Raw genomic sequence first — 26,008 nt, 5'->3', positions numbered from 1 at the left:
GCTAGGAGTCCAACCTTTCTAGCATCGCGAGCGCTGAGTGCTGCGCACCCGCGCGCTCGAATGACGGGGGCGCCGGGTGGCCCCCGGTTGAGTCGGCACGCAGCGCGTCGATCAGCTCGGTCACCGTGATGCCGCCGAGCATGCGGGACACCGGAACCGAGTTGCCTACCGTGCGGCGCAGCCGCTTACGTAAATCGAGTGCGAGCAACGAGTCCACGCCCAGGTCGATCAGCGGCGTGCCCGGGTCGATCGACAGCGAATCACCCAGGTGCAGTGTCGCGGCCAATTCGGCCCGCACGATGTCGGCAAGGGGCTTCTCCGTGATGGCCGCGCGGTCGTCATCCTCGCCGACGCGTAAGACAGTGAATGGCATTGGCATTCCCTGGCTTTCGAAGAACACCTGCAGCCGATCGAAGTCCGCGTCGAAAATCAGTGGATCGCCCTCGTAGCGATACAGGCTGGCTTCGATGGCCCGTTCGGGCGCCATCGCCACCAGACCGGAGCGCTCGGTGCGGGTGATCTCGTTGCCGACCACTACCCCGGCGCCTTGCCACAGGCCCCATCGGAGCGCCGTGCAGTCGCGGCCCTTGGCGCGCAACTGGGCTGCCAACACGTCGAGCATCCGGTTGGACGCCGCGTACGCGGCGTGGGTGTAGCCGCCCCACACGCCGAATACCGAGGAGCAGGCCAGGATCCGGCAGTCCGGCCGCAGCGGCCACACGTCGGCCAGCATCGCCAGTCCGCGGACCTTGGCCGCGCAGACCGCCGCGACATCGGAGCCGGCGAGCGCGGCACGCGAACGCGCCCACGCGATGCCCGCGGTGTGGATCAGCAAGGACGCGTGCGATCCAGAGTCGGCGGCCACCGCCGCCAGTGCGGCGCGATCGGTGATATCGCATCGCGGAGCACGCACTTGCGCGTCGTACCGATCGACGAGCTCGCGCAGCGCGGTCGGGTCAACGCCGTTGCGGCTCAACAGGGTGACGTTCCGGGCGCCGCGTTTCAGGCAATACCGGGCGTACTGCAGTCCGATGGCTCCGCTGCCACCGGTGATCACCACGTCGTCCAGGGCGGCGGCATCGAGGGGCCGCGGGATCGCCGGCTCGCGGCACGCGCGGAACGTCCGGACGTGGCGTCGGGGCGATTCGGTGCCCCGCAACGCGACCTCGGCCGCCTCGCCGAGCAGCACCTCGACGACCGCTTGTGCCGTGGCGGCATCGACGTCGCGGTGCGCGAGGTCGAGATGCCCGAACGCCTGGTCCGGGAATTCGAAGCCGACGCTGCGATGCATGGCAGCCAGCGCCGCCTGTGCCGGAGAGACGTTGGCGTCATTGCGGTCGACCAGTTCGGCACCGGCGGTGAGCAACCAGACGGCGCGGCATCGCGGGCCGATGAGCGCGGGGTAATCGGGTAGGCCCGCATCGGGCCGACCGGCGATCTGCCCGATCGCGGCGGTGACATCGACCTGATCGAGTTCCGGGGCGACCACCAAGAGGATTTCCGCATCATTCGGTGACACCGCTCGGCAGAAACCTTGTGCCGCAACAACATTAATCAGGCGCTGCGTCACCGCCCCGGCACCGAAGAAGCCGATGTCAACAGGGCTCGCGCTCGGTGTGATCGGCGCCGTCGCCGGCTGCCAATCCTCGACAGCCACGGTGAGCGCAGGCGCAGGCGTCGGCGCCGCCTCGGTCGGCCGTTCGGGCGCCGCCCACAGGTGCACCGCCCGCATCGGCGCGTTCGGAAATCCCCGCAGCACAGGCCGATCAGCCATCGGGACCGCGTCGGCCCACCTGCAGCCGGGATCAGCGGTCGCGATGGCGGCGATGCTCTCGGACAGCGAATCGGTGATGGATCGGTCGCGATGCCCCGAGCCGACGATGACGGCCCCGTTGTCGACGATGTCGCCCAGCGGGTAGAGCAATGACGGGTGAGCGGAGAGCTCCACGAACGCATCGGCCCCACAGGCGCGGGCGTGCTGCACGGCGAGATCGAATCGCACTGTTCCACAGAGGTTTTCATACCAATAGTCGGAGAAGTCGGCGCTGCCGGTCGATTCGGTGCCCAGCGTGGAGCCGATGAACCTCACCGGGCCGTCCCGGAACGCAGACTTCGGTGTCAGCTCGGCCAGGTTCGCCCGCAACGGTCGTAACGCACTGGTGTGGCCGGGATAGTCGACGGACAGTTGCTGGCTGAAGATCCCCCGCTGTTGGGCCAGCCCCACCGCGGCGGCCACCGCCTCGTGATCGCCGGCGACCACGGTCGACGACGGCCCGTTGACCGCCGAAACTTCCAGCCAGCCCGGTGTCTCTGCCAGCAGCGCCTCCGCGATGTCGAGGCCGGTGCCGAGCACCGCCATCGCGTAGCGGCCGGTCAGCCGGTCGACGACGGTGGCGCGGGCCACCACCAGAGCGACCGCGTCCGGCAGCGAGATCGCTTGCGCCACATAGGCCGCCGCCACCTCACCGAGGCTGTGCCCGATGGTGATGTCGGGCAGCACCCCGCAGAATCGCCACACTTCGGCCAGGCTCACCGCGTGGGTGAACTGCGCGCCCTGGATCTCGGGGCGTGACCATTCGCGCTCCTCGTCGCCCACCAGATAGGGCAGCGGAGAAGGAAATCCACCGGATGCGAACGCTTGCGCGCACCGGTCGGCCACCTCGCGGTAGGCCGGCAGTCGCCGGTAGGCGTCGGCTCCCATCGCCTGCCACTGATTGCCCTGACCCGGGAACACGAACGCGATGCGCGGCGGCGTCGCCCTGGCGGAGTGCGAGACCAGCTCGTGCTCGTCGCCCCGAGCGATCGCGGACAGCCCCGCCACGAGTTCGGTGCTGTCGGCGGCTCGCAGCACCGCGCGGTGACGCCGCACCCGGCGCAACCGCAGCAGGGTGGAGGCGACCGCAACGGTCGGGTCCGCCGCGCCGTCGATGCGGCCCAGGTAGGCGGCGATCGCCGCGGCGTCTCGGCGGATCAGCTCGGGGTCGTGGGCGCTGAGCAGCACCGGGACGCGCCCGTCCGGCAGCCCATGGTTCAGCATCATGCGACCTCGGGGATGGATACGATCAGATGGGCGTTGGTGCCGGCGATCCCGAACGCGGATGCCGCGGCGGTGCGCTGGCCGTCAATGGCCGGCCACGGTGTCAACGCCTGCGCCAGCCGCAAACCCTGTTTCTCCCATTCGATTTCGGGGCTGGCGTCGCCGGCGTGCAGGGTGGCTGGCACGGCGCCGTGTTCGGCGGAGACCAGCACCTTGGCCAGCCCCAGCGCACCGGCGGCGGCCAGCGAGTGGCCCACATTGGATTTCACCGAGCCCAGCAGTGCTCCGGCGCCGGGTTCGGTATCGCCGTAAGTCTGGGCCAGCGAGCGCAACTCGGTCCGGTCGCCGAGCCGGGTGCCCGTGCCGTGTCCCTCGATCATCCCCACCTCGTCGGGCTTGATCCCGGCCTGGCTGATGGCCCGCTGGAACAGCCGCACCTGGGCGTCGCTGCTGGGCGCGCTCAGACCGGCGCTGCGGCCGTCCTGATTGATGGCGGTGGCCCGCACCTCGGCCACGATCGGCCGACCGGCACGCAGCGCCGCCGACTTGCGTTGCAGCACAAACATCGCCGCTCCCTCGGCCCACACGGTTCCGCTGGCCTGCGCGCTGTAGGGACGGCAGTATCCGTCGTCGGAGAGCGCATGCTGTTTGGAGAACTCGACGAAGAAGCCCGGCGACCCCAGCACGTTGACGCCACCAGCGATCGCCAGATCGCAGTCGTCGTTCTGCAGGGAGCGCACCGCGACATGAAAGGCCACCAGAGCCGACGCGCACGACGAATCCAGGGTCAGCGCTGGCCCGGTCAATCCCAGGGTGTAGGCGATGCGGCCCGAGATCACGCTGAGCGCGGTGCCGGCCAGCAGATGACCGCTGTGTTCGGTGAATTTGGCCATCTGGGGCCCGTATCCCGTGGCCGAGGCGCCGACAAAACAGCCCACATCGTGCCCGGCCAGGTCGTCGGGATTGATGCCGCTGTTTTCACACGCACGCCAGGCCACCCGAAGCGCGACCCGCTGCTGCGGATCCATCACTACGGCCTCGCGGGGTGAGATGCCGAAGAACTCTGGATCGAATGTGGTTGCCCCGGTGAGGAAACCGCCGCGGTCGTGAATCTCCTTGAAACCGCTGCGGCGCGAGCCGGCGAGCAGTTCGCGCACCGCCCAACCGCGGTCGGTGGGAAACGGGCCCAACGCCTCACGGCCGTGTGCCAGCAGATCCCAGTAGTCGTCGGCGGTTTCGATGCCGCCGGGCGCTTCCACGCCCATGCCCACGATCACAACCGGGTCGGCGCGCTCGGCGTCGAACCCGTCCTCAGACATTGGTATCACCCGGCATTCACCTGCGCGGCGATCGCGTCAACATGGTCATAGACGTAGAAATGGCCGCCGTCATACAGCGACATACCGAAGGATCCGGCGGTGTGCCGTTCCCACTGCCGCAGCACCCCGGTCGCGATGCGGTGGTCGGCCTGGCCGCCCAGTACGTGAATGTCGGCGCAGATGCGGACATCGGGGCTGGGGCTGTATCCGTTGAAGGCCTGGTAATCGGCGCGCACCGCGGTGGTCAGTAGCTCGGAGAACTCTTCGTCGGCAAGCAGTTCGGGGTCGGTACCACCCAAATCGGCGATATCGGCCAGCAACCCGTCGTCACTGGTCGGCAGTTCGGGCATCTCGGCGACGACGCACGGCGGCGGACCGGCCGACACCCACAGTTTCTGCACTGCCGTGCCGTGTGTTTCGGCGACGCGGGCGAACTCGAAGGCGACGACGGCGCCCATGCTGTGCCCGAACAGCTTCAGCGGCGCGACGCTGGGCCATGGCGCGGCCTGGAAAAGGCTGACGGCCAGGTCGTGCACGCTGTCGTGAGCGGGCTCGCTGAGGCGGTCCGCCCGCTGCGGGTACTGCACGGTGTACGTATCGCCGCCGGCGGCCAGCGCCGTTGCCAGCACCCGATAGCTCGCGGCGGCGGCGCCGGCGTGCGGAAAGACCACGGTGGCACCGGTGGATGACCCGTTGTTGCGGCCCGGGGTCAGTTTGATCCAGGACGGAAACGTGGCGGTGATCAGATTATTCAATGTCATGGTGCTATCTGCGATTTCGCGGTTCGATCGGACGCGGCCAGAACCGATTCGGCGTCCATGCCGATCACTTCCAGGTACAGCTCGGCGACCTGGTCGAGCCGGTCGGGGTCGTTCTCACCGGCGCTGAGCACCGCGGCCAGCGCCGCCACGGTTCGGTTGGCGAAGATGTCGGCGACCATGATCTCCGGCGCATCCAGCCAGGCCCGAATCCTCGCCACCGCCTGGGTGGCGAGCACCGAATCGCCGCCGAGGGCGAAGAAGTCGTCGTCGACTCCGACGTTGTCCCGGCCGAGCAGGTCACCGACGATCTTTGCCAGTGCGGATTCCACCGGCGTCGATGGTGAGCGGTGACCGGGCTGCTGTGCTTGCGAGACGGCGGTTTCCAAGTCGCGTGCGGCGGCCCGGCGGTCGAGCTTTCCGGCATCGGTGAATCCGATCCGCTCCGCCACCGTGATGTGGCGCGGGACCATGTGCGCGGGGACCAGGTCACTGAGACGCTGCCGGATCCGCTCGGCGGTCAAGGTGGTGTCATCGGTACACACCTGCGCGGCCAGCACGTCGGATTCCCCGGACACGGCGATCAGGGCGGCCACCGCCGTCCGCACCCCGGGCACGCGCCGCAGCGCGGTCTCGATCTCGCCGAGTTCGACGCGATACCCGCTGATCTTGACGCGGTGGTCGGCACGGCCGACGAATTCGAGGGTGCCATCCGGCAAGTAGCGCACCAAATCGCCGGTGCGGTACCAGATTCGGCCGTCGTGCTCGACGAAACGTTCCGCAGTGAGATCGGGACGCCCGCGGTAGCCGCGCGCGATGCCGCGCCCGGACACCCAATATTCCCCGGCGACCCAGTCGGGGCAGTCGGCGCCGGCGTCGTCGACGACGCGGCAGGCGTTGTTGGGCAGCGGGACACCGAAGGGCAGGGCCGTCCAGTCCTCCGGTATCGCCTCGGTGACCTCGAAAATCGTGTTGTGCACCGGGGTTTCGGTGGCACCGCCGAGTCCCGCGAAGCGCAGGTTGGGCGCCTCGGTTTGGAGGCGGCGCACGACCTCGGGTCGCACCCAGTCGCCTCCGGTGGGGATCACCCGCACCGAAGACAGCCGACCGCGGCCGACTTCGATCAACATCTCCAGCCAGCCGGGCATGAAGTGGAGCACCGTGACTTTGTGAGCGTCGATGAGCCGGGCCCAGGCGTCGGGATCACGCCGCTGCGCCTCGTCGACCACCACGATGGCCCCGCCGGTGCGCAAGGTGACGAACACGTCCATCACCGAGATATCGCCTTCCAGGGTCGACAGGGCCAGGCATCGATCGGCGGGGCCTATCTCGAAGTGGCGGCCGATGAATTCCACCGTGTTCATGGCCGCGTCGTGGGTGACCTCGACACCCTTGGGCTCGCCGGTGGAACCCGAGGTGAACAACACGTAGGCCAGTTCGGCGGGATCGACTTTCGCTGAGGCGATCTCGGCGCCTGCACGAACGTCGCGAAGCACCTCGGCGATGACCAGTTCGGGCACCGGCAACGCCAGCCGTTGTCCCCCGCTGATCATGGCCAGGTTCACCCGACCGGTGTCCAGGATGCGCTCGGCGCGGTCGCGCGGCTGGTCGGCGCCGATCGGCAGATACACCGCGCCGACGGACAGGATGCCCAGCAACGCCGGAATCTGCTCGGCGGTCTTCGGGCCCATCACCGCAACGGTGTCGCCGGCCGTGACGCCGGCGGTGCGCAACGCCGCGGCCACGGCCAGCGCCTGGTCGCGCAGTTGCGCGTAGCTGAGGTCGCCCGAACTCGCGAGCACCGCGGGGGCATCGGGCTGCCGCCCGGCTTGCCGAAAGAACCCGTCGTGCAAGGCTTCTCCGCTGGGTTCTGCGGTGCGGGCGTTGACGGCGTCGCGCACCGCCCGCTGCGCTTCCGGCAGCGCCGCGGGGCCCGGCGCGTCCCAGGAATCGTCGCTGTAGGCCAACTGGAGCAGCTCATCGATGTGGTAGCCGAACATGGCGTCGATGACCCCGGGCGGGAACATGCCTTCGCGCACATCCCAATTCACCAGGACACCGCCGTTGAACTCGGTGACCTGCGCGTCGAGCAGCACCTGCGGCCCCTGGGAGATGATCCACCCCGGTGTGCCGAATTGGTCGGTCACGTCGCGGCCGAAGAGGTCGCCGAGGCCCAGCGCGCTGGTGAAGACCACGGGCGCGAGCACCTGGGTCCCGCGATGACGGCTGAGGTCGCGCAGCACCGACAGCCCGGGATAGGCGGAATGGGCGGCCGCCGTGCGCATCGCGTCCTGCACCACCTGCGCCCGCGCGGTCGCGGTGGCCGCGCCGACGAGATCGATGTCGAGCAGCAGCGAGGAGGTGAAGTCGCCGACCAGCGAGTCGACGTCGGGGTGCAGAGCCTGGCGCCCGAACAGTGGGACGTTGAGCAGAAAGCGCGAGGTGGTCGACCAGCGCGCCAGGGTGTTGGCGAATCCCGCGGCCAAGGCCATGGCCGGGGTGATGCCGTGCGCCTGGGCGCGGGCAAACAGCGCATCGCGGGTTTGCGCGTCCAGCCAGTGCCAGCGTCGGGTGCTGTCGTTCGAGCCCTGGCCACCGGTCGACGGCAGCGCCGGTGGGTCCGGCAGCTCCGGGAGGCGCTGCGCCCACCACGCCCGGTCCGCCTCGCGCGCGGGTTGCGGCTGCGCGTCTTCGGCCTCGATGGCTTGGCGGTACTGCCGGTAGGTGTAGCTCAGCTCCGGGAGGTCGCGGCCGCCGTAGACGGCCGCGAGATCGGCCATCAGGGTGCGATAGCTCATCGCGTCGGCGGCCTGCATGTCCAGATCGACGTGTAGCCGCGACCGCCCGGCCGGCAGCAGCGTCATGGCCAATTCAAACACCGCACCGTCCAGCTGCTGGTGCGATTTGGCAACCCGGATCGCGGCGAGCCGCTGCTCGACCTCGTCGGCGCTCAGCGAGCGGAGGTCCTCGACGCTCACCGGGAAGTCGCCGCTCTCGTCGGCCGGGGTGATGCGCTGCGTGCCATCGGGGAGGAACCGCACCCGCAGCATCGGGTGGCGACGCGCCAACGCGGTGGCCGCCTTGCGCAGCCGTTCGGCATCGATCGGGCCACCGTCGAACTCCACGTAAAGGTGCCCGGCAACCCCGCCCAGCTGCTGGTTGTCTTGCCGACCGACCCACATAGCGTGCTGCATCGGGGCCAGGGCAAACGGCTCGTCCTCGCCGGACAGCTCGGCGTCGGCGGGCGCCCCGGCGGGAACGGTTTGCCGGTCGACGTCCTGGCCGCCGGCGGAGATCAGCCCGGCCCAGGCCTCGACCGTAGGGTTTTCGGCGAGCGTCGCGAAGTCGATGTCGATGCCCTGGCGGCGCCAGCGGCCGGCCAACGTCATGATCCGGATGGAGTCCAGCCCCTGACCGATGAGGTTGCTACCCGGCTGGACTGCATCGACGCCGACGCCGAGCAATTCGGCCACCTCCGCCCGGATGTCCTCCGAGCGTGCCGAGGCGTGCACCACAGACCCTCCCTGAATTAGCACAGGCTGCCCTAATTTTTTGGTTACCCTATCCTTACTCCCTGCATCCCCGCTACTAGCCCCGTTCGAAGCCCCCGCTAGAGGAGCCATGAGCCCGACCACACCGCGGCCGCCGGCCGGAGTCCTCGACGGGTTCGTGCCATTCCCCGCTGATCGGGCCGCCACCTACCGGGCGGCCGGCTATTGGACGGGACGGCCCCTGGACGCGATCCTGACCGACGCGGCCCAGCGGTGGCCCGGCCGGACTGCCGTCCTCGACGCCATGGGCGACACCGGCCTCAGTTATGCGGACCTCGACGACCAGGCTAACCGCGCGGCCAGCGGGCTGCGGGGCGCAGGTGTCGCGCCGGGCGACCGGGTGTTGCTGCAGCTGCCGAACGGCTGCCAGTTCGCGGTGGCGCTGTTCGGGCTGTTGCGGGCGGGGGCCATCCCGGTGATGTGCCTGCCCGGCCACCGGGCCGCCGAACTGGGGCATTTCGCCGCGGTGAGCGAGGCTACCGCTCTGCTGATCGCCGATACCGCAGCGGGTTTCGATTACCGCACGATGGCGCAAGGGCTCGTCGAGCAACACGCCGCGCTCAAGCGCGTCATGGTCGACGGCGACCCGGGTCCGTTCACCTCGTGGACACAACTGTGCGACCAGGCGACGGCCGGCACGCGACCGTCGCCGCCCGACCCGGGATCGCCTGCGCTGCTGCTGGTTTCAGGCGGCACCACGGGCACACCCAAGCTCATCCCCCGCACCCACGAGGATTACTTTTTCAACGCGAGGGCGAGCGCCGAACTCTGCGGACTCACCTCCGACGACGTCTATTTCGCGGTGCTCTCGGCCGGCCATAACTTCCCGCTCGCCTGTCCGGGTCTGCTCGGCGCGATGACCGTCGGCGCCACTACCGTTTTCGGCACCGATCCCAGCCCCGAGGCGGCCTTTGCCGCCATCGCACGCCACGGCGTCACGGTGACCGCCCTGGTGCCGGCGCTGGCCAAGTTGTGGGCGCAAGCCTGCGAGTGGGAACCCGTGACACCGAAGACATTGCGCCTCTTGCAGGTTGGCGGCGCCAAGCTGGAGCCGGAGGACGCCCGTTTGGTGCGCGGCACCCTGACCCCGGGGCTGCAGCAGGTGTTCGGGATGGCCGAGGGGCTGCTGAACTACACCCGGCCCGACGATCCCCCGGAACTCACCGAGCACACGCAGGGGCGACCGATGTCGGCCGCCGACGAATTGCGCGTCGTCGACGCGGCGGGCGAACCGGTGGCCCCGGGCGAGGAAGGCGAACTACTGGTCCGCGGGCCGTACACGTTCAACGGCTACTTCCGCGCCGACCGCGACAACGAACGCAGCTTCGACCCCGACGGCTTCTTCCGAAGCGGCGACGTGGTGCGACTGCGTAGCGACGGCTATCTGGTGGTCACCGGTCGGGTCAAAGACGTGATTTGCCGTGGCGGAGAAACGATTTCCGCGGCCGATCTCGAGGAGCAGATGCATAGCCACCCGGCGATCTTCTCGGCCGCCGCGGTCGCAGTGCCCGACCCCTACCTGGGCGAGAAAATCTGTGCGGCAGTCGTTTTCAACGGTCCCGAATTGACGCTGGCGGAATTGAACGGCTATCTGGACTCCCGCGGTGTGGCCGCACACACCCGCCCCGACGTCCTGGTCGCGATGAGCTCACTGCCGACCACCCCGATCGGCAAGATCGACAAAAAGGCGATCGCCGGCCAGGTTTCGGCGCAACAAGCAGAAGCGCGACGCTGAGGCCGCGCGCGCTTCTGCCGTCGTCCGCGATCAGGCCATCGCCGCGTAGAGGTCGGCGAGCAAGCCCGCCGTAGTCCGGAAGTCCATGCACTGATCGGTCACCGATTGGCCATAGGTCAGCTCGCCGCCGAGCGATTGCGCACCGGCCACCAGGAAGCTTTCCAGCATCAGACCTGCGATACCGCGCTCGCCGGCGGCCAGGCGTGCGGCCACCTCGGCCGTGACTTCGGCCTGGCGCACATGGTCTTTGGCGGAGTTGGCGTGCGAGCAGTCAAGCATGACCTGCGGGGAAAGCCCCGCCTTGCTCAGCCGTTCGATGGCGGTGGCCACCGACACGGCGTCGTAGTTGGGCCCCGCGGTGCCGCCCCGAAGGATCACGTGGCAGTCGGGATTTCCCATAGTCTGCACGACGGCCGCGCGACCGACGTTGTCGGTGCCGAAGAAATGGTGCGGTGCCGCAGCGGCTTTGACGCCGTCGATGGCGACCTGGATGTTGCCGTCGGTGCCGTTCTTGAATCCGACGGGCATCGACAGGCCGGACGCCAACTGCCGGTGCACCTGCGACTCGGTGGTCCGGGCGCCGATCGCCCCCCAGGCGACGGCGTCGGCGATGTACTGCGGACTGGTGGGCTCCAGGAATTCACATCCCACCGGCAGGCCCACGTCGATGATGTCGAGCAGCAGGCCGCGCGCGATCCGGATGCCGCGTTCGACGTCGAAGCTGCCATCCATGTTGGGATCGTTGATGAGTCCCTTCCAGCCGATGGTGGTGCGTGGTTTCTCGAAGTAGACCCGCATCACGATCTTCAGCCGATCTGCGTACTCGGCGGCAAGCGGCGCGAGCCGGCGCGCGTAATCGAGTGCGGCGACGGGATCGTGCACCGAGCACGGGCCGACCACCAGTAACAGCCGGTCGTCACCACCGGCCAGGATCGCCGAAATCTCCTCGCGATCGCACTGCACGGCCTGGGCACGCGGCGCCGTCAACGGCAGCTCGGTGCGGATCACGGCGGGCGCCGAGAGTTCCCGGAACGAAACGATCCGATGATCGGACGTATCGATGGTCGCCGTCTCGCAATTGATGATGGACATGGAGGGTGTGTGCCTTTCTCTGCTGGCTCCCAGGGCACGCCCGCTGGTTCCCGATGCCCTGAAAAACGAAAAGCAGCGACCTTGTGGTCACTGCCGGGCTCCGGGTATCAGTCGTGCGGTTGCGTCAACCAGACGCTGCATCGCTGGCTCCACCCGGAGCCACGATAAAGCGCCAATACGCGCGCACGCCGATATTCACGTCGGCAAAGATACCACGTGGTGCTGGGACGCCTGACGGCCCGCCGCTCCGACGGGTGACGGGCACTCAGGACGTGGCTAGCCGGTGCCTAGCAGGCGTTGCTTTTGTTCGGCGAATTCGGTGTCGGTCAGCGCGCCGGTGGCTCGCAGCTCGGCGAGTTTACCTAGCACGTCGGTGATTTCGCGTAGCTCGGCGGCGGCGTCGGTCGAAGCGTTGCGCGTCGACTGCCTGCGCTCTTGCAGGGCCGCCCCCGCGGGCACCTGGCGGCCGGGCGCGTCGCTCGTGGCGGCCGGTTGGCGACCCCGGGAATCGGATGTGCCGCGCCCGGGCATCGCCATCAGCGGCGCACCACCGAACAGGGGCATTTGACCGCTGAACAGGCCAGAGCCCGCACGGGACGACGGAACGGCACCGGCGGTGGGCGACTGTAGCGCGGTGAGGCGCACTTCCGGTGCCGCCGCGGACCACCCCTGCGGCACCGACAGGCCGCCCAACGAGTTCGCGCGCCCCATTCCCGAGGACACCGTCGCCGCTTTTCCGGCCGAGCGCGAAACTGCCGGACCCTGCGGCCTTTCCGGCGCGGCCTTCAACTTCGTGCCTGGCTCCGCAATTTTGTGCTCGGTGTCGGAAATGAATCCCGCGGCCCCCGATACCCCGATCAACCCGGTGCCATTGCCGAGGACTGCAGAGCCGAGCGACACCAGGTTGTAGGGGTTCATGAAGCTGGAGAAGTCGCTCAGCCCCGAGGACGCCGACGACGACATGGTGAGGCTTTGCAGCGCGTTCGGCACCGCGGACATCGTGTTGCCCGACAGCGCCGACTGCACGTGTCCGGCCGAGGTACCGGCGGCCTGTGTCGTCGCCGCCGTCTGCGCGGCCAGCCCGCCCTGATTGGTCGTCTGCTTGGGCGGGGTGAACGGTGTCACCTGCGAGGCCGCGTGTGAGGCGCCCGCATAGCCGTACATCGCGGCGACGTCCTGGGCCCACATTTCGCCGTAGGCGACCTCGGTGGCCGCGATCGCCGGCGTGTTCTGGCCAAGCAGATTCGTGGCGACCAGTGACGACAACTGGGAACGGTTGGCCGCGATCACCGACGGGTGCACCGTCGCCGCATACGCCGACTCATAGGCCGTCGCAGCGGCGTTGGCCTGAGCGCCGGCTTGTGTGGCCTGCTCAGCGGCGGCGTTCAGCCAGGCCACAAGCGGTGTGGCCGCCGCCGCCGTCGCCGCCGCGGAAGGCCCCTGCCACGGCTCACTGGTAAGCCCCGAGATCACCGATTCGATGTTGGCCGCCGTGGTGTGCAGCTCATTGGCCAGGTCGTCCCACGCCGTCGCTGCGGCCAGCAGCGACCCCGCGCCGGGGCCTGCGTACATGCGGCCGGAATTGACCTCCGGCGGCAATACCGCGAAGTGCATTGAGTTCCTCTGGGATCGTGGGGGCGTCGGTCGTCTGGCCCCCGCTCACGTTCCCCTTGGTACCACGTGCTCTCAATTCTCAATCCTGCTTGCCGCATCGGCGCCGGTAGCGGCGTCCGCTCGGCACGGTTCGCCGATTACGCTGCTGCGCTGGTATTTCCATGCGGTCGCCAAAGTCGTTGTCCACGGCCATGACTGGCGCAAAGCGGAAAGTGAACATACTCACAGCGCGGTCGGTATCCGTAACCGGCGGTACGTCACTTCGACAGTCGAAGTGATGGCCGAAGGAGGCGCGCCGCGCATGCGGGCCGACGCACCGCTACCTGTGCGACGCCTACTAGCCGGTGGTGTCCCCCGAGGCAGGATATTCGGGGACCCAACGCACCTGCGTGATGCGTTGGGTGAGTTCAGCGTCGCTGCGCGTCGGGGCGACGCCGTCCGCGATGGCCTGCACGGCGACGGCGTGCGCGATCCGCACCGCGATATCGGGCACGTCCGACCATGCGGGCAGCAGCGGCTGGTCGGGATCGGCGAGGGCCGGCGATGCCTCGCCCAAGGTCTCGGCGGCGACCCGCATCATCTCGTCGGTGACCCGCGTCGCCTGAGCCGCGGTCACGGCCAGTCCCATCGCGGGGAAGATATAGACGTTATTGCATTGGGCCACTGGGCGTTCCACGCCATTTCGGTGTAGCGGCGCGAACGGTGAGCCGGTGGCGATCAAGGCGCGCCCGTCGGTCCACTGATCCAATTCCGCGGGGTGCGCCTCGGCGCGGCTCGTCGGGTTGGAGAGCGGGAAGATGATCGGCCGCTCGGTCTTGTCGGCGAGCTCGCGCACGATGCTCTCGGTGAAGGCGCCCGCCGCGGTCGACAGGCCGAGCAGCACACCCGCGTCGACATGGTGGACGACGTCGGCGAGCTGGGCGGGCCCGGAAAGACCCCATTCCGCAACGCGGCCGGCCGGCTGGGCGAATGCGCGCTGCGCGTCGGACAGGTCGGTGCGGTCATCGGTGAGCAGGCCGACTACGTCGACAACCCAAATGCGCTGCGAGGCTTCCTGTTCGGACAAGCCTTCGGTCATCATCTGCCGGCGAATCATGTCGAGCACTCCGATGCCGGCCGAGCCGGCGCCGAGCATGACGACCTGTTGCCGCGAGAGCGGGCGGCCGGCGACTTTGGCGGCGCCGTGCAGCGCTCCAACGGCGACGGCGGCCGTCCCCTGGATGTCGTCGTTGAAGGTGAGGAGCTTGTCGCGGTAGCGGGCCAGGATCGGCAGCGCATGCGTCGTGGCGAAGTCCTCCCACTGCAGCAGCACATTGGGCAGATGCTTGCGCACCGCGGTGACGAACTTGTCGATGAAGGCGTAGTAATCGTCGTCGTCGATGCGCCGGTGCCGCCAGCCCAGGTATTGCGGATCGTCGAGAAGTTCGCTGTTGTCGGTACCTACGTCGAGCACGATCGGAAGGGTGCGCGCGGGATCGATCCCGCCGATCAGGGTGTAGAGGGAGAGCTTTCCGATCGGGATACCCATCCCGCCGATGCCCTGATCACCCAGGCCGAGGATGCGCTGCCCGTCCGTCACCACGATCACATCGACGTCGCGCTGCGGCCGGTTGTTCAGCACCTCGTCCAGGCAGTCACCCTCGGCGTAGGAAACGAACAGTCCTCGCGGCCGCCGGTAGATCTCACTGAAACGCTGGCAGGCGTCACCCACGGTGGGGGTGTAGACGATCGGCAGCGCCTCGGGGATGTGATCACGCAGCACCCGGTAGAACAACGTCTCGTTGCGGTCCTGCAGTGCCCGCAGATAGATGTGTTTGTCGAGATCGTTGCGCCGAGTGGAGAATTCGTGCCAGCAGTGCTCGGCTTGCTGCTCCAGCGTCTTGACGGTCGTCGGCAGCAGTCCCAAGAGCCCCAACCGCTGGCGCTCGGATTCGGTGAAGGCGGTGCCTTTGGTGGTCAACGCATCGAACAGTCTAGCCGTACCGCGCAGCTCATCGGGCATCGTCAACATCCGTTCTTTCGAAGATTCACGGTGACGAGAAACGACGGGTTGTCCCGACCATCATCGACCATCGGAGGACGCTTTGTCTGCGGGTGGCCGCCGTCGGGGTGCGCCGCCGTAGGTCGGGCCGCCCGAGACGTTGCGTCCTGCGCGCTACCGGCGGAGTCTCTGCTCACCATGACGAGAACTACACGCTGTTAAGCGGCCTGCGATGTCTATCCTGCTGGCGCACGGGATTTCGGGCGCTCCCCGTGTTAACCTGCGCGTAACCCGTTGTGCGCTCTTCGTTTTCTGGTCCATTACGTCGGGATCACCCTAGGTCACAGTTTGCTGGCGGCGCTTCGGCTTATCGCCGATCTTCCCTATCGACGTCGCCATTTGTCGGCGTAGTCCCTAGCGCCGCGGCGCTTTTGAGCCTCGCTTAATCGTTTGCCCGATTTATCGGCCCATGAATCTTTCGCGGACACTATTCCAATACGGCCATACATCACGGTATGGTAACCGAAGCGCCGTTCCGGTGGGCCTGCCAGCGTCACGTTTGGCCTCGCCAGGATTGCGCTTGCTTTGTGGGTGGGAATCGACAGGTTGGGCCATCACGTCGAGATAAATGCTCGTTTGAGTAGCAGTTCCGTGTTAACGAAGCGCAAATTAATTGACCCCACGTTGCCGACTACCTCACACGAGCACACAATCGGTTGACAGAACTTTCTGGGCGATAGCTCGAGCCCGCGAGGGGGACTTTATGATTGCGCCGCGGGTTGATCGCCGAGTCATTTATTTGCGCTGCTTGACGCCATGCGCACCGTCAACCGAAATCGCAGCGAGCTCATCCAACAGCGTGCACCGGCGGCACCGCGCGCCGCAAGGAACTTGCTGGGCCGACGGAACCCAACCGCTTCGGCAACCGACTTACTCAGCGAGTCATGCGCGTTGCCGTTAAGGTCATCCAAACCGGCGTCGCCAGCTGACGGACGAAAGGTAGCGCATGTTCTTGGGCACGGTTGAGGACTGGACAGCCGAGGGCACCGTCGTGTCCTGGTACCCTACCGCGGCCACCTACCGGCGCGCCGCCGAAGCGCAACACCATCCCGCCCCGGTGAGTTATCAGCAAGCGCAGCACCTTCGCTATTACCGGCGCCAGGTCAACCGCGGCCGTGATATCCCCCGGCTGTGCATCGGGGCTTGGGAAATCAGCGGCGTGTGCGATATCGACGCGATGACGCAGGCCGTCAATACTCATCTGCGGCGGCACGACACCTACCACGACCGCTTTGCCTTCGGCGACGACGACGAAATCATTCGCTATGTCATTCCCGATCCTGCGACAATCACCTTGGCGCCAACGGATCTCGGAAGGATGGCGCCGACCCAGATCCGCAAATTGCTTCTCGATACGCCCGACCCGCTGCAATGGGATTGCTTCACGTTCGGCATCATTCAGGCGGAAGACCGGTTCACCATCTATATCGCCGTTGACCATTTGCGTGCCGACGGCATGTCGGCGGGCGTGATCTTCCTCGACATCCAGACGATATACTTCGCTGCGGTGCTAAGGGCGGAAAATCCGCTGCCGCCCGCCCCGAGCCATCGCGGATACAGCGCGAACCAGTATGCGTACACCCGGGGCCTCAACGAGGAATCAGCAGAAATCCAGTCGTGGCGGGCCTTTCTCGCAGCGAACAATGGGGCGCTACCGAAGTTTCCCCTGGAACTGGGTGAGTCGAAGGCGGATACACCAGGAGCCATCGACGTATTCGACCTGATCGATGACGAGCAGGGCCGGCAATTCGAAGCGGTGTGCCGTGCGGCGGGTGCGCGTTTCAGCGGTGGCGTGTTCGCCTGCGCCGCACTGACGGAGCATCGGTTGACTGGCGCCGCAACCTATTTCGGGCTCACACCGTTCGACAACCGACGGGATCCCGCGCACGCCACGGCGGTCGGCTGGTTGGCCAGTTTCGTCCCGTTGGCGATTCCGACCGCCGGCGCGTCGTTCGACGAGGTGGTCAGCGCCGCCCAGGCATCCTTCGACGGCAACACCGCCCTGGGCGCCGTGCCGTATTACCACCTGCTCGAATCCACCGACCCGACGTCGAACCCCATCGAGGTCCCGGACCGTCCGGTCCCGATGCTGTCCTACATCGACATCCGCAAATTGCCGTTCGGCGATTACTTCGACGGCCTGCGCGCCGGCGTGTGGGGCGATAACCGGCTGTCGGAAACGGTGTGCATGTGGGTCAATCGCATGCACGACAAGACGCAGCTGGTGGTCGCCTACCCGGGCACCGACGTCGCCCGCAGGTCCGTCCTGCGCTACGTCGAGACGATGCGCGCCGAGTTCAGCCGGGTCTGCGATGCCGGACTGGGTATCGATGCGTGATGTGGTTCCGGTCATGGCGTCGCCGGAGGCCTCGGTATGAGTGCCCTGGTGGCACTCACCTTGCGGACGGTGTCCGCCTCTCGGCGCGACGCTGACCTGCTTTTCGCCGCGCTGGCACCGGTGGGCTGTTTCCTGGGGTTCACCCTGGTACTCGGCGGACTCATCCACACCGGCCCGATGAGCTATCCCCAGTATGTCGTTCCGGTGGTCATCGTGCAGGCGATGCTGTTCGGGGCCATGACAACGGCCGACCGCGCCGCGCGAGACCGGTTGTCCGGCTTCGGTTCCCGGCTTCGCACCCTGCCGGTTTCCGCGGCGGTGCCGCTGGGCGCGCGGATGCTCTATTGCCTGACACGCGCGATCATCGCGTTGGTCGCGGCCATCGCGGTCGGATCGTTGTTCGACTTCCGGATGGAAGGCGGCCCTGGTGACACGGTTCTGTTCGTGATCATCGTGGTGGCGTTCGCGATGGCGGTTTGTCTCGGTGCGGATGCCCTGGGCTCCCGGGTCGGCTCCGTCGAATCGTCGAGCCAATTACTGCTTCTCCCCCAACTGGTCCTTATCTTGTTGTCCACCGGAATCGCTCCGGCGGAATCGTTTCCGGCATGGCTTGGACCCTTCATTCGCAACCAACCGGTGTCTCAGGTCACCGAGACGCTCCGCGGCCTTGCCACCGGTCACGTCACCGGCAGGGATCTGACGGTGACGTTGACGTGGTGCCTTGGCTTGCTGGCACTTTTCGGCGTTCTCGCGGTGCGGATGCAGCGACGCGTCAGCGCAGGAAGTTCGGGCGCGCCGCTGCTCGTCCGCAGGGCAGGTCGAGACGAGTTGCCGGCGCGCCATGCGTCCACAGATCAGACGCCGGCGGCCGTCAGTGCCGTTGTACGGCAGGAGACTCCGTGCGCTACGTCGCTGACCGCCTTCGTCAGTCAAAGCGCTTCGGAAGCGGGACGGCTGCTGCGCCGCTGGCGCCGCGACCCCATTGTCGCGGTGCAAGCGCTGTTGTTTCCGACCTTTCTCCTCATCATCTACAAACTGCTGGTGGGCAAATCCGTCCTGGCCGCCACCGGACACGACAGCCTGTATGGGCTGGTCCCGATGTGCGCGGTGGTCGGTGCGGTGTTCGGAACCCTCGGCGCCGGTCTGGCTTTGCCATCCGAACGCGAGTCCGGTGTGCTGACCAGGCTGTGGGTGCAGCCGGTTCATCGGGCCAGCACCGTGGCGGGCCGATTGGTCGCCGAGGCCGCCCGAACCATCGCGTCCGCCCTGCTGCTCACCGTCTTCGGGATCGCCTTGGGTCTGCGATTCAACTACGGCTGGATCGCAATGCTGGCTTTCGTCCTGATGCCCGTGGTGATCTCGGCCGGCATGGCGACATTGGTCATCGCCATCGCTGCCCGCGCGGACGGCAAGGCGATGGTGACCTGGCTGGGCGCGGGGTGCATAGTGCTGCTGTTCCTGAACACCGGTGTGGCGCCCGCCGAGGTGTTTCCGGGTTGGCTGCAACCGGTGGTGCGATTTTCGCCTATCTCCCCGACGATCGAGGCAATGCGCGCGCTCGCGGAGGGCGGTCCGGTGCTGTCGCCGCTGTGGCAGGCGGGCCTGTGGGGCGGCGTGCTGGTCGCGGTGTTCGCGCCGGTGGCGGTGCGCGGGTATCGCGCTGCGGCCGAAGCAGGGTGCTAATGGCGAGGCTGGCGCTGCTGGACCAGGCCGCCTTCCTACGGCTGCGCGCCACCGGTCAGGGCAGCACCGTGCAGTCCACGTGGATCTACGACCGCGACGTGAACATCGACGAATTGCGGTCCTTCAACGACAATCTCGGTGCCGGCTTGCTCGGACGCCGGATCGAGCGTTCGCGGCTGCCGTTCGGGCGGCATCGCTGGGTGCTCGACAGCCGCTCGCCCGACATCGCGTGGGAACCGCGGCGACCGCGGGGTGAGATTGGGGCGTGGCTCGAACGACGCGGCCGGGTGGGTGTCGATCCCGAGCACGGCCCGACGTTTCATCTCGGCGTGCTGCCGTTGGACGACGGCGGTGCGGCGGTCACCCTGGTGGCGTCGCACTGCGTAGTCGACGGGCTCGGGCTGGTGTTGGCCGTCGCCGAAGCGGTCAAGGGAGAACGACGCAATCTTGGTTATGCACGGCCGAATTCACGCGGGCGGAGCAGCGCGGTCTTGGAGGACCTGGTCGATGCCGTTCGTGCCCTGCCGGCGGCGATCCGCGCGCTCATCGCGACCCTGCTGATTTTGCGCAGGGTCTCGTCCGATCAGCGGGGGCAGTCGCCGGTGCGGCGGCCCGGGGGGCCGATCGACGACGAGCCGAACACCTCGCCATCGGTGACGATCCAAACCGACGCCGCGGCGTGGGAGGCGCGAGCGCGCGTCCTCAACGGAAGCGGCAACGCACTTTTCGTCGCGTTCGCCACTCGCCTGGCTCACCGGATGGGCAGGGTGCTGCCCGACGGGAACTCCGTGACGGTCGTGCTTCCGGTCAGCGACCGCACCCCCGACGACGACCGCGCCAACGCGCTGACCTCGATCACGCTGACCGTCGACGGCATAGCGGTCGCTGACGACTTGAGCGCCGTGCGCGCCGACGTCAAGAGATCGCTGACGGCCCTCGAGCAAGAGCCCAACGAAATGCTCGCCGGCCTGCCACTCATTCCGTTCACGCCACGCTGGCTGGTGCGGCGCGCCGAGGGCATCGCCATGTCGTCCGGCCAGCTTCCGGTGGGGTGTTCCAACCTCGGGAGCCTTGACAGCGCCGTCAGCCGCATCGATGGCGCCGATGCGACCGAGGTCTCGATGCGGCTCGCCGAGCAGGGCATCACCCAGGCCCGCATCGAGCAGGCACAGGGCCAATTATTCTGCGGCACAGGCACCGTCAACGGCAGCCGGTTTCTCACCGTCGTTGCGTATCAGAGCGGCGCCGGCGCCACCACAGCCACGCGCGAGCTCGCGTGTTCCGCGCTGGCCGACCTGCAGCTGTCCGCCACCACCGTGTATGAGGGCCGGATCTGATGGTGGACCTGGGTGTTAGGGCGGCGCCACGTGCCCGGAACCGCCTTCTGGGTATCGGTGCCGCGATCGCGGCGTGGACGGCGCTGGTGCTGTGGTGCGCGATCAAGGTTGTTCCGCTCGACGTGTACTGGATGTCGTATTACGCCGCCGACTACACGCACGGTTTCGTCCGCCGCGGGCTCGCCGGTGAACTGGTTCGGTTAGCCCCGGGACACTACTTCGGGGCCACGCTCGGTCTGTGCTGGCTGTCGACGGCGATTTATTTGTGCGCAGTGGCAACGGTCGCCGGCGTGGTGCTGTTGGGTGGCCAACGGTCTGAGCGCCGGCTGATGGTTGCGATGGTGATTCCGTTGCTGCCCTTCGGCGTTCCGTTCGCGGCGTTCTCGGCCCGCCCCGACCTCTTCGGCGGGGCGGCCCTGGCGCTGTTCAGCTCGGCGCTGATGTTCACACGTTCTCGTGCGGTCGCGATGGGTTGGTGCGCAATCTATGGCGGCGTGATCGCGGTGCTGACGCTGATGCACGAGGCGATAGGGCTGCAGTTCGCGTTGGGGGCAGTGCTGGCGATCATCGTCCTCGGCGGCGCCCTGGAATCCGCCCAGCGCCGCGGCGCGCTCCTGGCCGTGACGCCGGGCGTCATCAGCACGGCCGTGGTGGCGGCGTTCGGTCGCCACGACGTCGCGTCCCAACTGTGCGCGACCGTGCCGCATCACGCGATGCCCAACCCCTTCGCGACGGTCACGTCACCGGAGACGCTGCTGCGCTTCATGATCGACGGGAGGTTGAGCCAGACGGACTATCACGACTGGGTGTGCCGCAACGTGATGCCGAACTACGACAACGGCGTCGGGGATGCCATCCGCACCGTCGGCCATATCGGAGCACTCGGTCTCACCGTCTCGTTGATATTCGGTGCCGCTGCCGTCGCGGTCACGCTGTGGGGACTCGGCGAACTGTCCGGCGTGTCGCTGCGTACGTTCGCCGAGGCGTTGCACGGCCGGATGGCCTGGGTGACCGCCGCCCTACTGCTGGTTGTCCCGGTCTTCCTCACCGGCTACGACTGGACCCGATGGCTGACCATCATGGGGTTCGATGTCGCGATCGTGTTCATCCTTTTCGCCGCGCGCGGACCTGAAATCGACCAGCAGCCCGCACCAAAAACCCTGCGGCTCTTCATTCTTCTCGTCACCGCGTTCGCGCTGATACCCGTCGGCGCCGTTCCGGGCTTCGGCGGGCCGCTGATGGCCTAGGCGGCACGGCTCGCAACGCGGCCCGCTCGTTGAGCCATCTCAACTGCGCATCGGATTTAACCGCCCATATCCCAGTAGTCCTTCCAGAAGGTGATTTTGCCGTCAAGGACCTTATGGACTGATACAAAGTGCATGACCGTCGACTGTCCCGGTAACCAGGTCCACGTCTCGGAATGCTCAAAAATGGCGACGGACCCGTTAGTGAGGATCAGACCGGGGTGGTTAACGTAGGCGGCGAGGGGGTCCAGTGAGATCCTCAGCTTTCTGACGATGTCATCTGGTCCCCTGGCGGCATTGGCAGAACCCACGGGCACGTCGATGAAGACGCAATCTTCGGCGTAAAAGGTGTGCGCGGTATCCCAATCTCGTTCGGAGACGGCCTTCCACATTGCCAGCACAGTCTGTTCCACTGACAACGGAGCACTTGCCCTGGCAGGCACTATCGGTTCCTCTTCTCTCAATTCTGGAGCTGACAATCGCGGCGACCATCGATGGTGTGTGCTAATTCGGACGCTCAGCGTGCGGGATCGGGCATCCGACGCCGTGGTTGGGCGTCAAATCGTGGTGATCGTAGGGGGTTCCATGGATACCGTGGCGGGCGGCCAGCAGCCGGTTCGCCTTCAGCAGCCGACCCCACAACGCCGTATCGCTGTTTCGCGTAGCTGCGCGGTGTGCAGCGCCGGGTGTACGGTCGAGCACCCGGCGCCAACCGATGTTGGCGTACACCAGGACTTTCGTTATCCGAATCCATGCCTTGAGGTTCACGTTCACCAGGCCGGTGGCGCGCACCAGAGCGCGGGTGATGTCCTCACCGCCGTAGTAGGCGAACACACCAAGAAGCGGAATAAGCGCTGCCTGCTGGAGGCGGCTTGCGCGATTGACCGCGCTGCCGACCATGACATCCGTCCACGCCGACGGCCCCCCGGCATAGGCGACGATGAAGTCCATCGCCTCCAACGCCTGAGAGGCGCCGCGCGGGATGAGTTCGTCGGCGACGCCGAAGACGTAAGCGATGTAACCCCAATACATCAATACCGCCTCGAGATCACCTGCGCTGCACGCGCGACCATGCTGGTGATCGATCAGCAGTGGCTGCAATCCGAAGGTGATGGCGGCGTTCATCATCATTGCATTGGAGATCGGGTTGCCATGGCGGGCAAATTGCTCGTCACCCCAAGTGCGTCGCAGTCCCGCACGGACCTGTGCATGCATCAAGCGCACCCGAACGGTGTCCTTGAACGGCCTGGCAAAGCGGTTCAGGGCGTAGGGGTACGTCATGTTTCGAAACCACGCTACTGTCTCCAGGTTTCGCCGGAAGAAATCGTTGACGAACCGTCCCGTTTCACCTGTCGCGTAAGCGACTTCGTCACCGACGAATGTTCCGAAAGTGTCACCGACGAACATGCCGAACTTGCCGGCGAGGGAGGCGTTGTTCCACAGCTGGCGGCCCTTCTCCCACATGTGCGCGTCATACCAGGCCGGCGGATGGTCCAGCTGGTCGAACAACACCACCAACTCAGCCGGAGGGTCGTCCAGCGTCTCGATGCCGAAATCGAGCGCCCGGTCCAGCAACGCCCTTCCCTCCGTCATCCCGATCTGCTGGAACCGCGCCACCACGGCGTCCATCAATTCGTCGCCCTGCCATAGGTGGTCAACGAACAGGTCGGTCCAGGCAGTCGGACGAGGTACGTCCTGGAAGTCCATCCATGCGGTGAGTGTGTCGCGGCGCGACTGTGTCCAAATCGGTTCGAAGTGCAACCGTTCCGGGGCGGGCCGCAGTGGCATGCCCCTTCGCCAGTAGTAGTCGTAGGGGTGGGATTTGGCGTGGGTCAACACGGACCTTCAGTCGGATCGCCGGTGCCATGCGTCGGGAATTTCATGATCTCATGGTGACACGAGCTTTTACTCGCATTCAATTCACATTGGAATGCGCATGGAGAGCGCTACTAGTTGGCGTTTACGACGCGTGGGCTCGGCACATGACCGGTCTGCCCCAGCCATCCCTTACGGGCGGTCGGGTGCCAGGCCAGCGATGCGGGAGTCAGTAACCAGGTCCTCGCGATAGCGGACCGGACGGCTCGGTAAGCACGCTCGTGGCGGTGGGTCCAGGTGATGGCGAACCGGCGACGCACGAGCGGCGGCAGGCCGCCGAAGATCACCAGCCGCATTGGTGGCGCCAGCGCGGCACGCACCGGCAAAGTGGGCAACAGCAGATCGGCGAGTGGACGTAATCGCGGATGGGCGGGGTACTGCGAGGAGGCGCTCATGTCAGGGATGGCCGGCCGCTTGATGTATTGAATGAGATAGTCCGACGCCGGATTTGGCTGCAGCACTTCACGGCAGTAGCGATCGACTTCGCGTTCGAAAGCGGCGCGATCACGCGGTAAGACCGTGTCGGCCATGCCGTAGCGCCGGTACCACTCGCAACCTTCGATGTAGAGCAATTCGCTGTCGCGCGCGGTGAGCTGTCGACGTTCCCAATGGGAGGCAACTCGGTCGACCATGCGCTGAAATGTGGCGTGTGCCCACCAGAACGTTTCTGGATTCAACGCGTGATAGTGCTGGCCGTTCGGGAGCGTCCCTTTGATATCGCGATGAAAGTCGCGCACTTGGATTCCGGTCACGACGGCTTGCGGGCCGTTGTAAACGGTGCCGAGGATGCCCGGCAATGAGCGAAAGACTCGGTCGACCGGGTCGTTGAAGAAGTCGGAGTGATCGACAAGGCCTTGGCCGATCGCGGGATGCATGGTTTGCAGTAGCCCTGCGGTACCACCCTCGAACGCTATGCGCATATCGCCCGCCCACCGCCACAACAGCGAATCCGGACCTAGCCCGAGGCGGTCGTGGTCGAGGCGCGTCGGCTCGTTGGCCATGTTGTCGCCTTCCTTCGGTGTCGTTCTAGAAAAATTTGCCCGCGGCATGCGCGCCGGATTTCGCGACTCCGTCGGGTTGGAAGAACTCGCGTCTGCTCGGCTGTTGCGCCGCAGGCGATTCGAAAGAGGCCACCAAGACCCGCACCCCCAGGGGTACGAACGACCAAGCATGTGCGAGCATGGGCAGCATGCTGACACGAGCAATAACTCATGTTCAACTCGCGTTCTGATGAAGCGACCTCCACCGGCAAAGCCCCGACGCACCCCGCGCCAAGACCGGTCGCGCGCCATGGTCGAGCGCATCCTGAATGCCGCCGAGCAGGTGTTGATCAATTACGGCTACGAAGGCGCGTCCACGAACCGCATCGCCGAGGCCGCCGGAATCAGTCCCGGCTCGCTGTATCAATATTTCCCGAATAAAGACGCGATCGCCGGCGCCGTCATCGACCGCTACAGCGACAACTTGTCCGGGCGTCTCGCGGCCGCGGTCGCCGAACGGCTCAACGAGCCCGCGCCCGACTATGTGCGTAGCACGATCGCAGCGCTACTCGACGCACTCGATGTCCATCCGGAGTTTCTACGAGCGGTTATGGAGCACACCCCGCGGCTGGGAACGGCCAGCAAGCTAGTGGCGTTTGAACAGCGGATCGGCGAATTGACGTTGGCGTACCTGACGCTCAACCGCCAGCAACTCCGTCCCGATGTCGCGTTCGGCACAGCCAGCTGGATGTTGGTACGGATGGTTGAACACCTCACAATCCGTTACATCCTCGACCAACCATCGATCAGTCGAGACGAATTCCTCGACGAGGTAACAATTCTCGCCCTCAACTACCTGCGGCCCCTACCGGCACAGGACTGCTTCACCACCCAAGAATCCCAACCTGACAGCCGGTAAGCGGAGCGTGTCGGCGCCATCGCGGGGGCCGCTGGCCGCTCATCTCACACGCACCCGCCCCGGGCCAGGCACCGGTCGTGGAGTCTCCTCGTACTGCAGGACTTCTCTACCGCAATAACGGTGGTATCGCACGGCTTTCGTGAGTCTGCCCTTCCCGTTTGCTTCGAGTTCGAAGCAGCTGCTGTTGGCACAGCTGCTTCAACATTGACGCGATTTCCACCCGGGCTGTGATAGCCGCACGATCGGTTCGATATCGAAGCGACAACGAGCTGTCGAGCACGGTCGCTTCAAGCGCTGACGAGATACTGAAAAGTGGCCGACGATCCTCAATGTCGTATTCAGCGGCCAATGCGGCTGCGCCGCCAAGAGGCGCGAATCGATGGCCGAAAGTTGTCGTACCCGGCTGTCATGATGTCGTTATGTCCTCGACTGCGTCGTCTCCGGTGGCGGTGAGCCCTGCCGAGCGAGTCGAGGAACTGTTCGAC

At 66.7% G+C, this 26,008-nt stretch carries 16 protein-coding genes; 6 read left to right on the top strand and 10 right to left on the bottom strand.

Annotation, left to right across the window (positions count from 1 at the left end; translation table 11 throughout):
* Position 1 precedes the first annotated feature (1 nt).
* The 4 genes from mbtD to B8W69_RS20490 are packed head-to-tail and all read right to left on the bottom strand — an operon-like array spanning position 2 to position 8,629.
* A complete protein-coding gene (gene mbtD / locus B8W69_RS20505; RefSeq protein WP_085291664.1) occupies positions 2-3,037 on the bottom strand; it encodes a mycobactin polyketide synthase MbtD in 3,036 nt (1,011 codons plus the stop codon).
* On the bottom strand, positions 3,037-4,365 hold the full coding sequence (locus B8W69_RS20500) for a beta-ketoacyl [acyl carrier protein] synthase domain-containing protein (RefSeq protein ID WP_085291614.1): 1,329 nt from the start codon (positions 4,363-4,365) through the stop codon (positions 3,037-3,039). Before B8W69_RS20500 ends, mbtD begins: the two co-directional genes overlap by 1 nt.
* Positions 4,362-5,117: a thioesterase II family protein gene (locus B8W69_RS20495; RefSeq protein WP_085291613.1), complete on the bottom strand. Its 756-nt coding sequence runs from the start codon at positions 5,115-5,117 to the stop codon at positions 4,362-4,364. Before B8W69_RS20495 ends, B8W69_RS20500 begins: the two co-directional genes overlap by 4 nt.
* Positions 5,114-8,629 carry a non-ribosomal peptide synthetase gene (locus B8W69_RS20490; RefSeq protein ID WP_085291612.1) on the bottom strand — a complete coding sequence of 1,172 codons (3,516 nt, stop codon included), beginning with the start codon at positions 8,627-8,629 and terminating at the stop codon, positions 5,114-5,116. Before B8W69_RS20490 ends, B8W69_RS20495 begins: the two co-directional genes overlap by 4 nt.
* A gap of 106 nt (positions 8,630-8,735) precedes the next feature.
* On the opposite strand from B8W69_RS20490, the gene B8W69_RS20485 reads away from it, so the two are divergent.
* Complete coding sequence (locus B8W69_RS20485) at positions 8,736-10,400, top strand: (2,3-dihydroxybenzoyl)adenylate synthase (RefSeq protein WP_085291611.1); 1,665 nt, start codon at positions 8,736-8,738, stop codon at positions 10,398-10,400.
* A 30-nt stretch (positions 10,401-10,430) separates the two neighbouring features.
* On the opposite strand, the gene B8W69_RS20480 is transcribed toward B8W69_RS20485, so the two are convergent.
* The 3 genes from B8W69_RS20480 to B8W69_RS20470 form a co-directional block, all read right to left on the bottom strand.
* Positions 10,431-11,492 (bottom strand): 3-deoxy-7-phosphoheptulonate synthase, encoded by a 1,062-nt coding sequence (locus B8W69_RS20480; protein ID WP_085291610.1) that lies wholly within the window; start codon positions 11,490-11,492, stop codon positions 10,431-10,433.
* 276 nt (positions 11,493-11,768) lie between these two features.
* Entirely contained in the window at positions 11,769-13,106 is a 1,338-nt protein-coding gene (locus B8W69_RS20475; RefSeq protein WP_085291609.1) for a PPE family protein, SVP subgroup, read from the bottom strand.
* 337 nt (positions 13,107-13,443) lie between these two features.
* Entirely contained in the window at positions 13,444-15,108 is a 1,665-nt protein-coding gene (locus tag B8W69_RS20470; RefSeq protein WP_085291663.1) for an NAD-dependent malic enzyme, read from the bottom strand.
* 985 nt (positions 15,109-16,093) lie between these two features.
* On the opposite strand from B8W69_RS20470, the gene B8W69_RS20465 reads away from it, so the two are divergent.
* Genes B8W69_RS20465 through B8W69_RS20450 form a run of 4 tightly spaced genes read left to right on the top strand, consistent with a single transcriptional unit; the run spans position 16,094 to position 21,752 of the window.
* A complete protein-coding gene (locus B8W69_RS20465) occupies positions 16,094-17,485 on the top strand; it encodes a condensation domain-containing protein (protein WP_085291608.1) in 1,392 nt (463 codons plus the stop codon).
* Between the two features lie 36 nt (positions 17,486-17,521).
* Positions 17,522-19,168: an ABC transporter permease gene (locus B8W69_RS20460; protein ID WP_085291607.1), complete on the top strand. Its 1,647-nt coding sequence runs from the start codon at positions 17,522-17,524 to the stop codon at positions 19,166-19,168.
* Entirely contained in the window at positions 19,168-20,505 is a 1,338-nt protein-coding gene (locus B8W69_RS20455; RefSeq protein ID WP_085291606.1) for a hypothetical protein, read from the top strand. The genes B8W69_RS20460 and B8W69_RS20455 overlap by 1 nt, the downstream gene beginning before the upstream one ends.
* Complete coding sequence (locus B8W69_RS20450) at positions 20,505-21,752, top strand: Rv1490 family membrane protein (protein WP_085291605.1); 1,248 nt, start codon at positions 20,505-20,507, stop codon at positions 21,750-21,752. The genes B8W69_RS20455 and B8W69_RS20450 overlap by 1 nt, the downstream gene beginning before the upstream one ends.
* A 56-nt stretch (positions 21,753-21,808) precedes the next feature.
* On the opposite strand, the gene B8W69_RS20445 is transcribed toward B8W69_RS20450, so the two are convergent.
* From B8W69_RS20445 to B8W69_RS20435, 3 genes are all read right to left on the bottom strand, one after another.
* Positions 21,809-22,150, bottom strand: coding sequence for a nuclear transport factor 2 family protein (locus tag B8W69_RS20445; protein ID WP_281255244.1), 342 nt, complete (start codon positions 22,148-22,150; stop codon positions 21,809-21,811).
* Between the two features lie 103 nt (positions 22,151-22,253).
* A complete protein-coding gene (locus tag B8W69_RS20440; RefSeq protein WP_085291603.1) occupies positions 22,254-23,537 on the bottom strand; it encodes an oxygenase MpaB family protein in 1,284 nt (427 codons plus the stop codon).
* A 161-nt stretch (positions 23,538-23,698) separates the two neighbouring features.
* Positions 23,699-24,625, bottom strand: a complete 927-nt coding sequence (locus tag B8W69_RS20435; RefSeq protein ID WP_085291602.1) for an oxygenase MpaB family protein — start codon at positions 24,623-24,625, stop codon at positions 23,699-23,701.
* A 229-nt stretch (positions 24,626-24,854) separates the two neighbouring features.
* Here B8W69_RS20435 and B8W69_RS20430 point away from each other — a divergent pair, with 229 nt between their 5' ends.
* Positions 24,855-25,523, top strand: a complete 669-nt coding sequence (locus B8W69_RS20430; protein ID WP_085291601.1) for a TetR/AcrR family transcriptional regulator — start codon at positions 24,855-24,857, stop codon at positions 25,521-25,523.
* Positions 25,524-26,008: the final 485 nt, after the last annotated feature.

It is taken from the genome of Mycolicibacterium vulneris, assembly GCF_002104765.1.
GTDB classification, from domain to species: Bacteria; Actinomycetota; Actinomycetes; order Mycobacteriales; family Mycobacteriaceae; genus Mycobacterium; species Mycobacterium vulneris.
This window is presented reverse-complemented; position numbering and strand designations above follow the sequence as displayed.

Bases quoted from the DNA above. Each gene is read 5' to 3' on its own strand.
- mbtD (WP_085291664.1), bottom strand. From the start codon at position 3,037: ATGCTGAACCATGGGCTGCCGGACGGGCGCGTCCCGGTGCTGCTCAGC.
- B8W69_RS20495 (WP_085291613.1), bottom strand. From the start codon at position 5,117: ATGACATTGAATAATCTGATCACCGCCACGTTTCCGTCCTGGATCAAA.
- B8W69_RS20485 (WP_085291611.1), top strand. From the start codon at position 8,736: ATGAGCCCGACCACACCGCGGCCGCCGGCCGGAGTCCTCGACGGGTTC.
- B8W69_RS20480 (WP_085291610.1), bottom strand. From the start codon at position 11,492: ATGTCCATCATCAATTGCGAGACGGCGACCATCGATACGTCCGATCAT.
- B8W69_RS20475 (WP_085291609.1), bottom strand. From the start codon at position 13,106: ATGCACTTCGCGGTATTGCCGCCGGAGGTCAATTCCGGCCGCATGTAC.
- B8W69_RS20470 (WP_085291663.1), bottom strand. From the start codon at position 15,108: ATGCCCGATGAGCTGCGCGGTACGGCTAGACTGTTCGATGCGTTGACC.
- B8W69_RS20465 (WP_085291608.1), top strand. From the start codon at position 16,094: ATGTTCTTGGGCACGGTTGAGGACTGGACAGCCGAGGGCACCGTCGTG.
- B8W69_RS20460 (WP_085291607.1), top strand. From the start codon at position 17,522: ATGAGTGCCCTGGTGGCACTCACCTTGCGGACGGTGTCCGCCTCTCGG.
- B8W69_RS20455 (WP_085291606.1), top strand. From the start codon at position 19,168: ATGGCGAGGCTGGCGCTGCTGGACCAGGCCGCCTTCCTACGGCTGCGC.
- B8W69_RS20450 (WP_085291605.1), top strand. From the start codon at position 20,505: ATGGTGGACCTGGGTGTTAGGGCGGCGCCACGTGCCCGGAACCGCCTT.
- B8W69_RS20440 (WP_085291603.1), bottom strand. From the start codon at position 23,537: ATGCCACTGCGGCCCGCCCCGGAACGGTTGCACTTCGAACCGATTTGG.
- B8W69_RS20435 (WP_085291602.1), bottom strand. From the start codon at position 24,625: ATGGCCAACGAGCCGACGCGCCTCGACCACGACCGCCTCGGGCTAGGT.
- B8W69_RS20430 (WP_085291601.1), top strand. From the start codon at position 24,855: ATGAAGCGACCTCCACCGGCAAAGCCCCGACGCACCCCGCGCCAAGAC.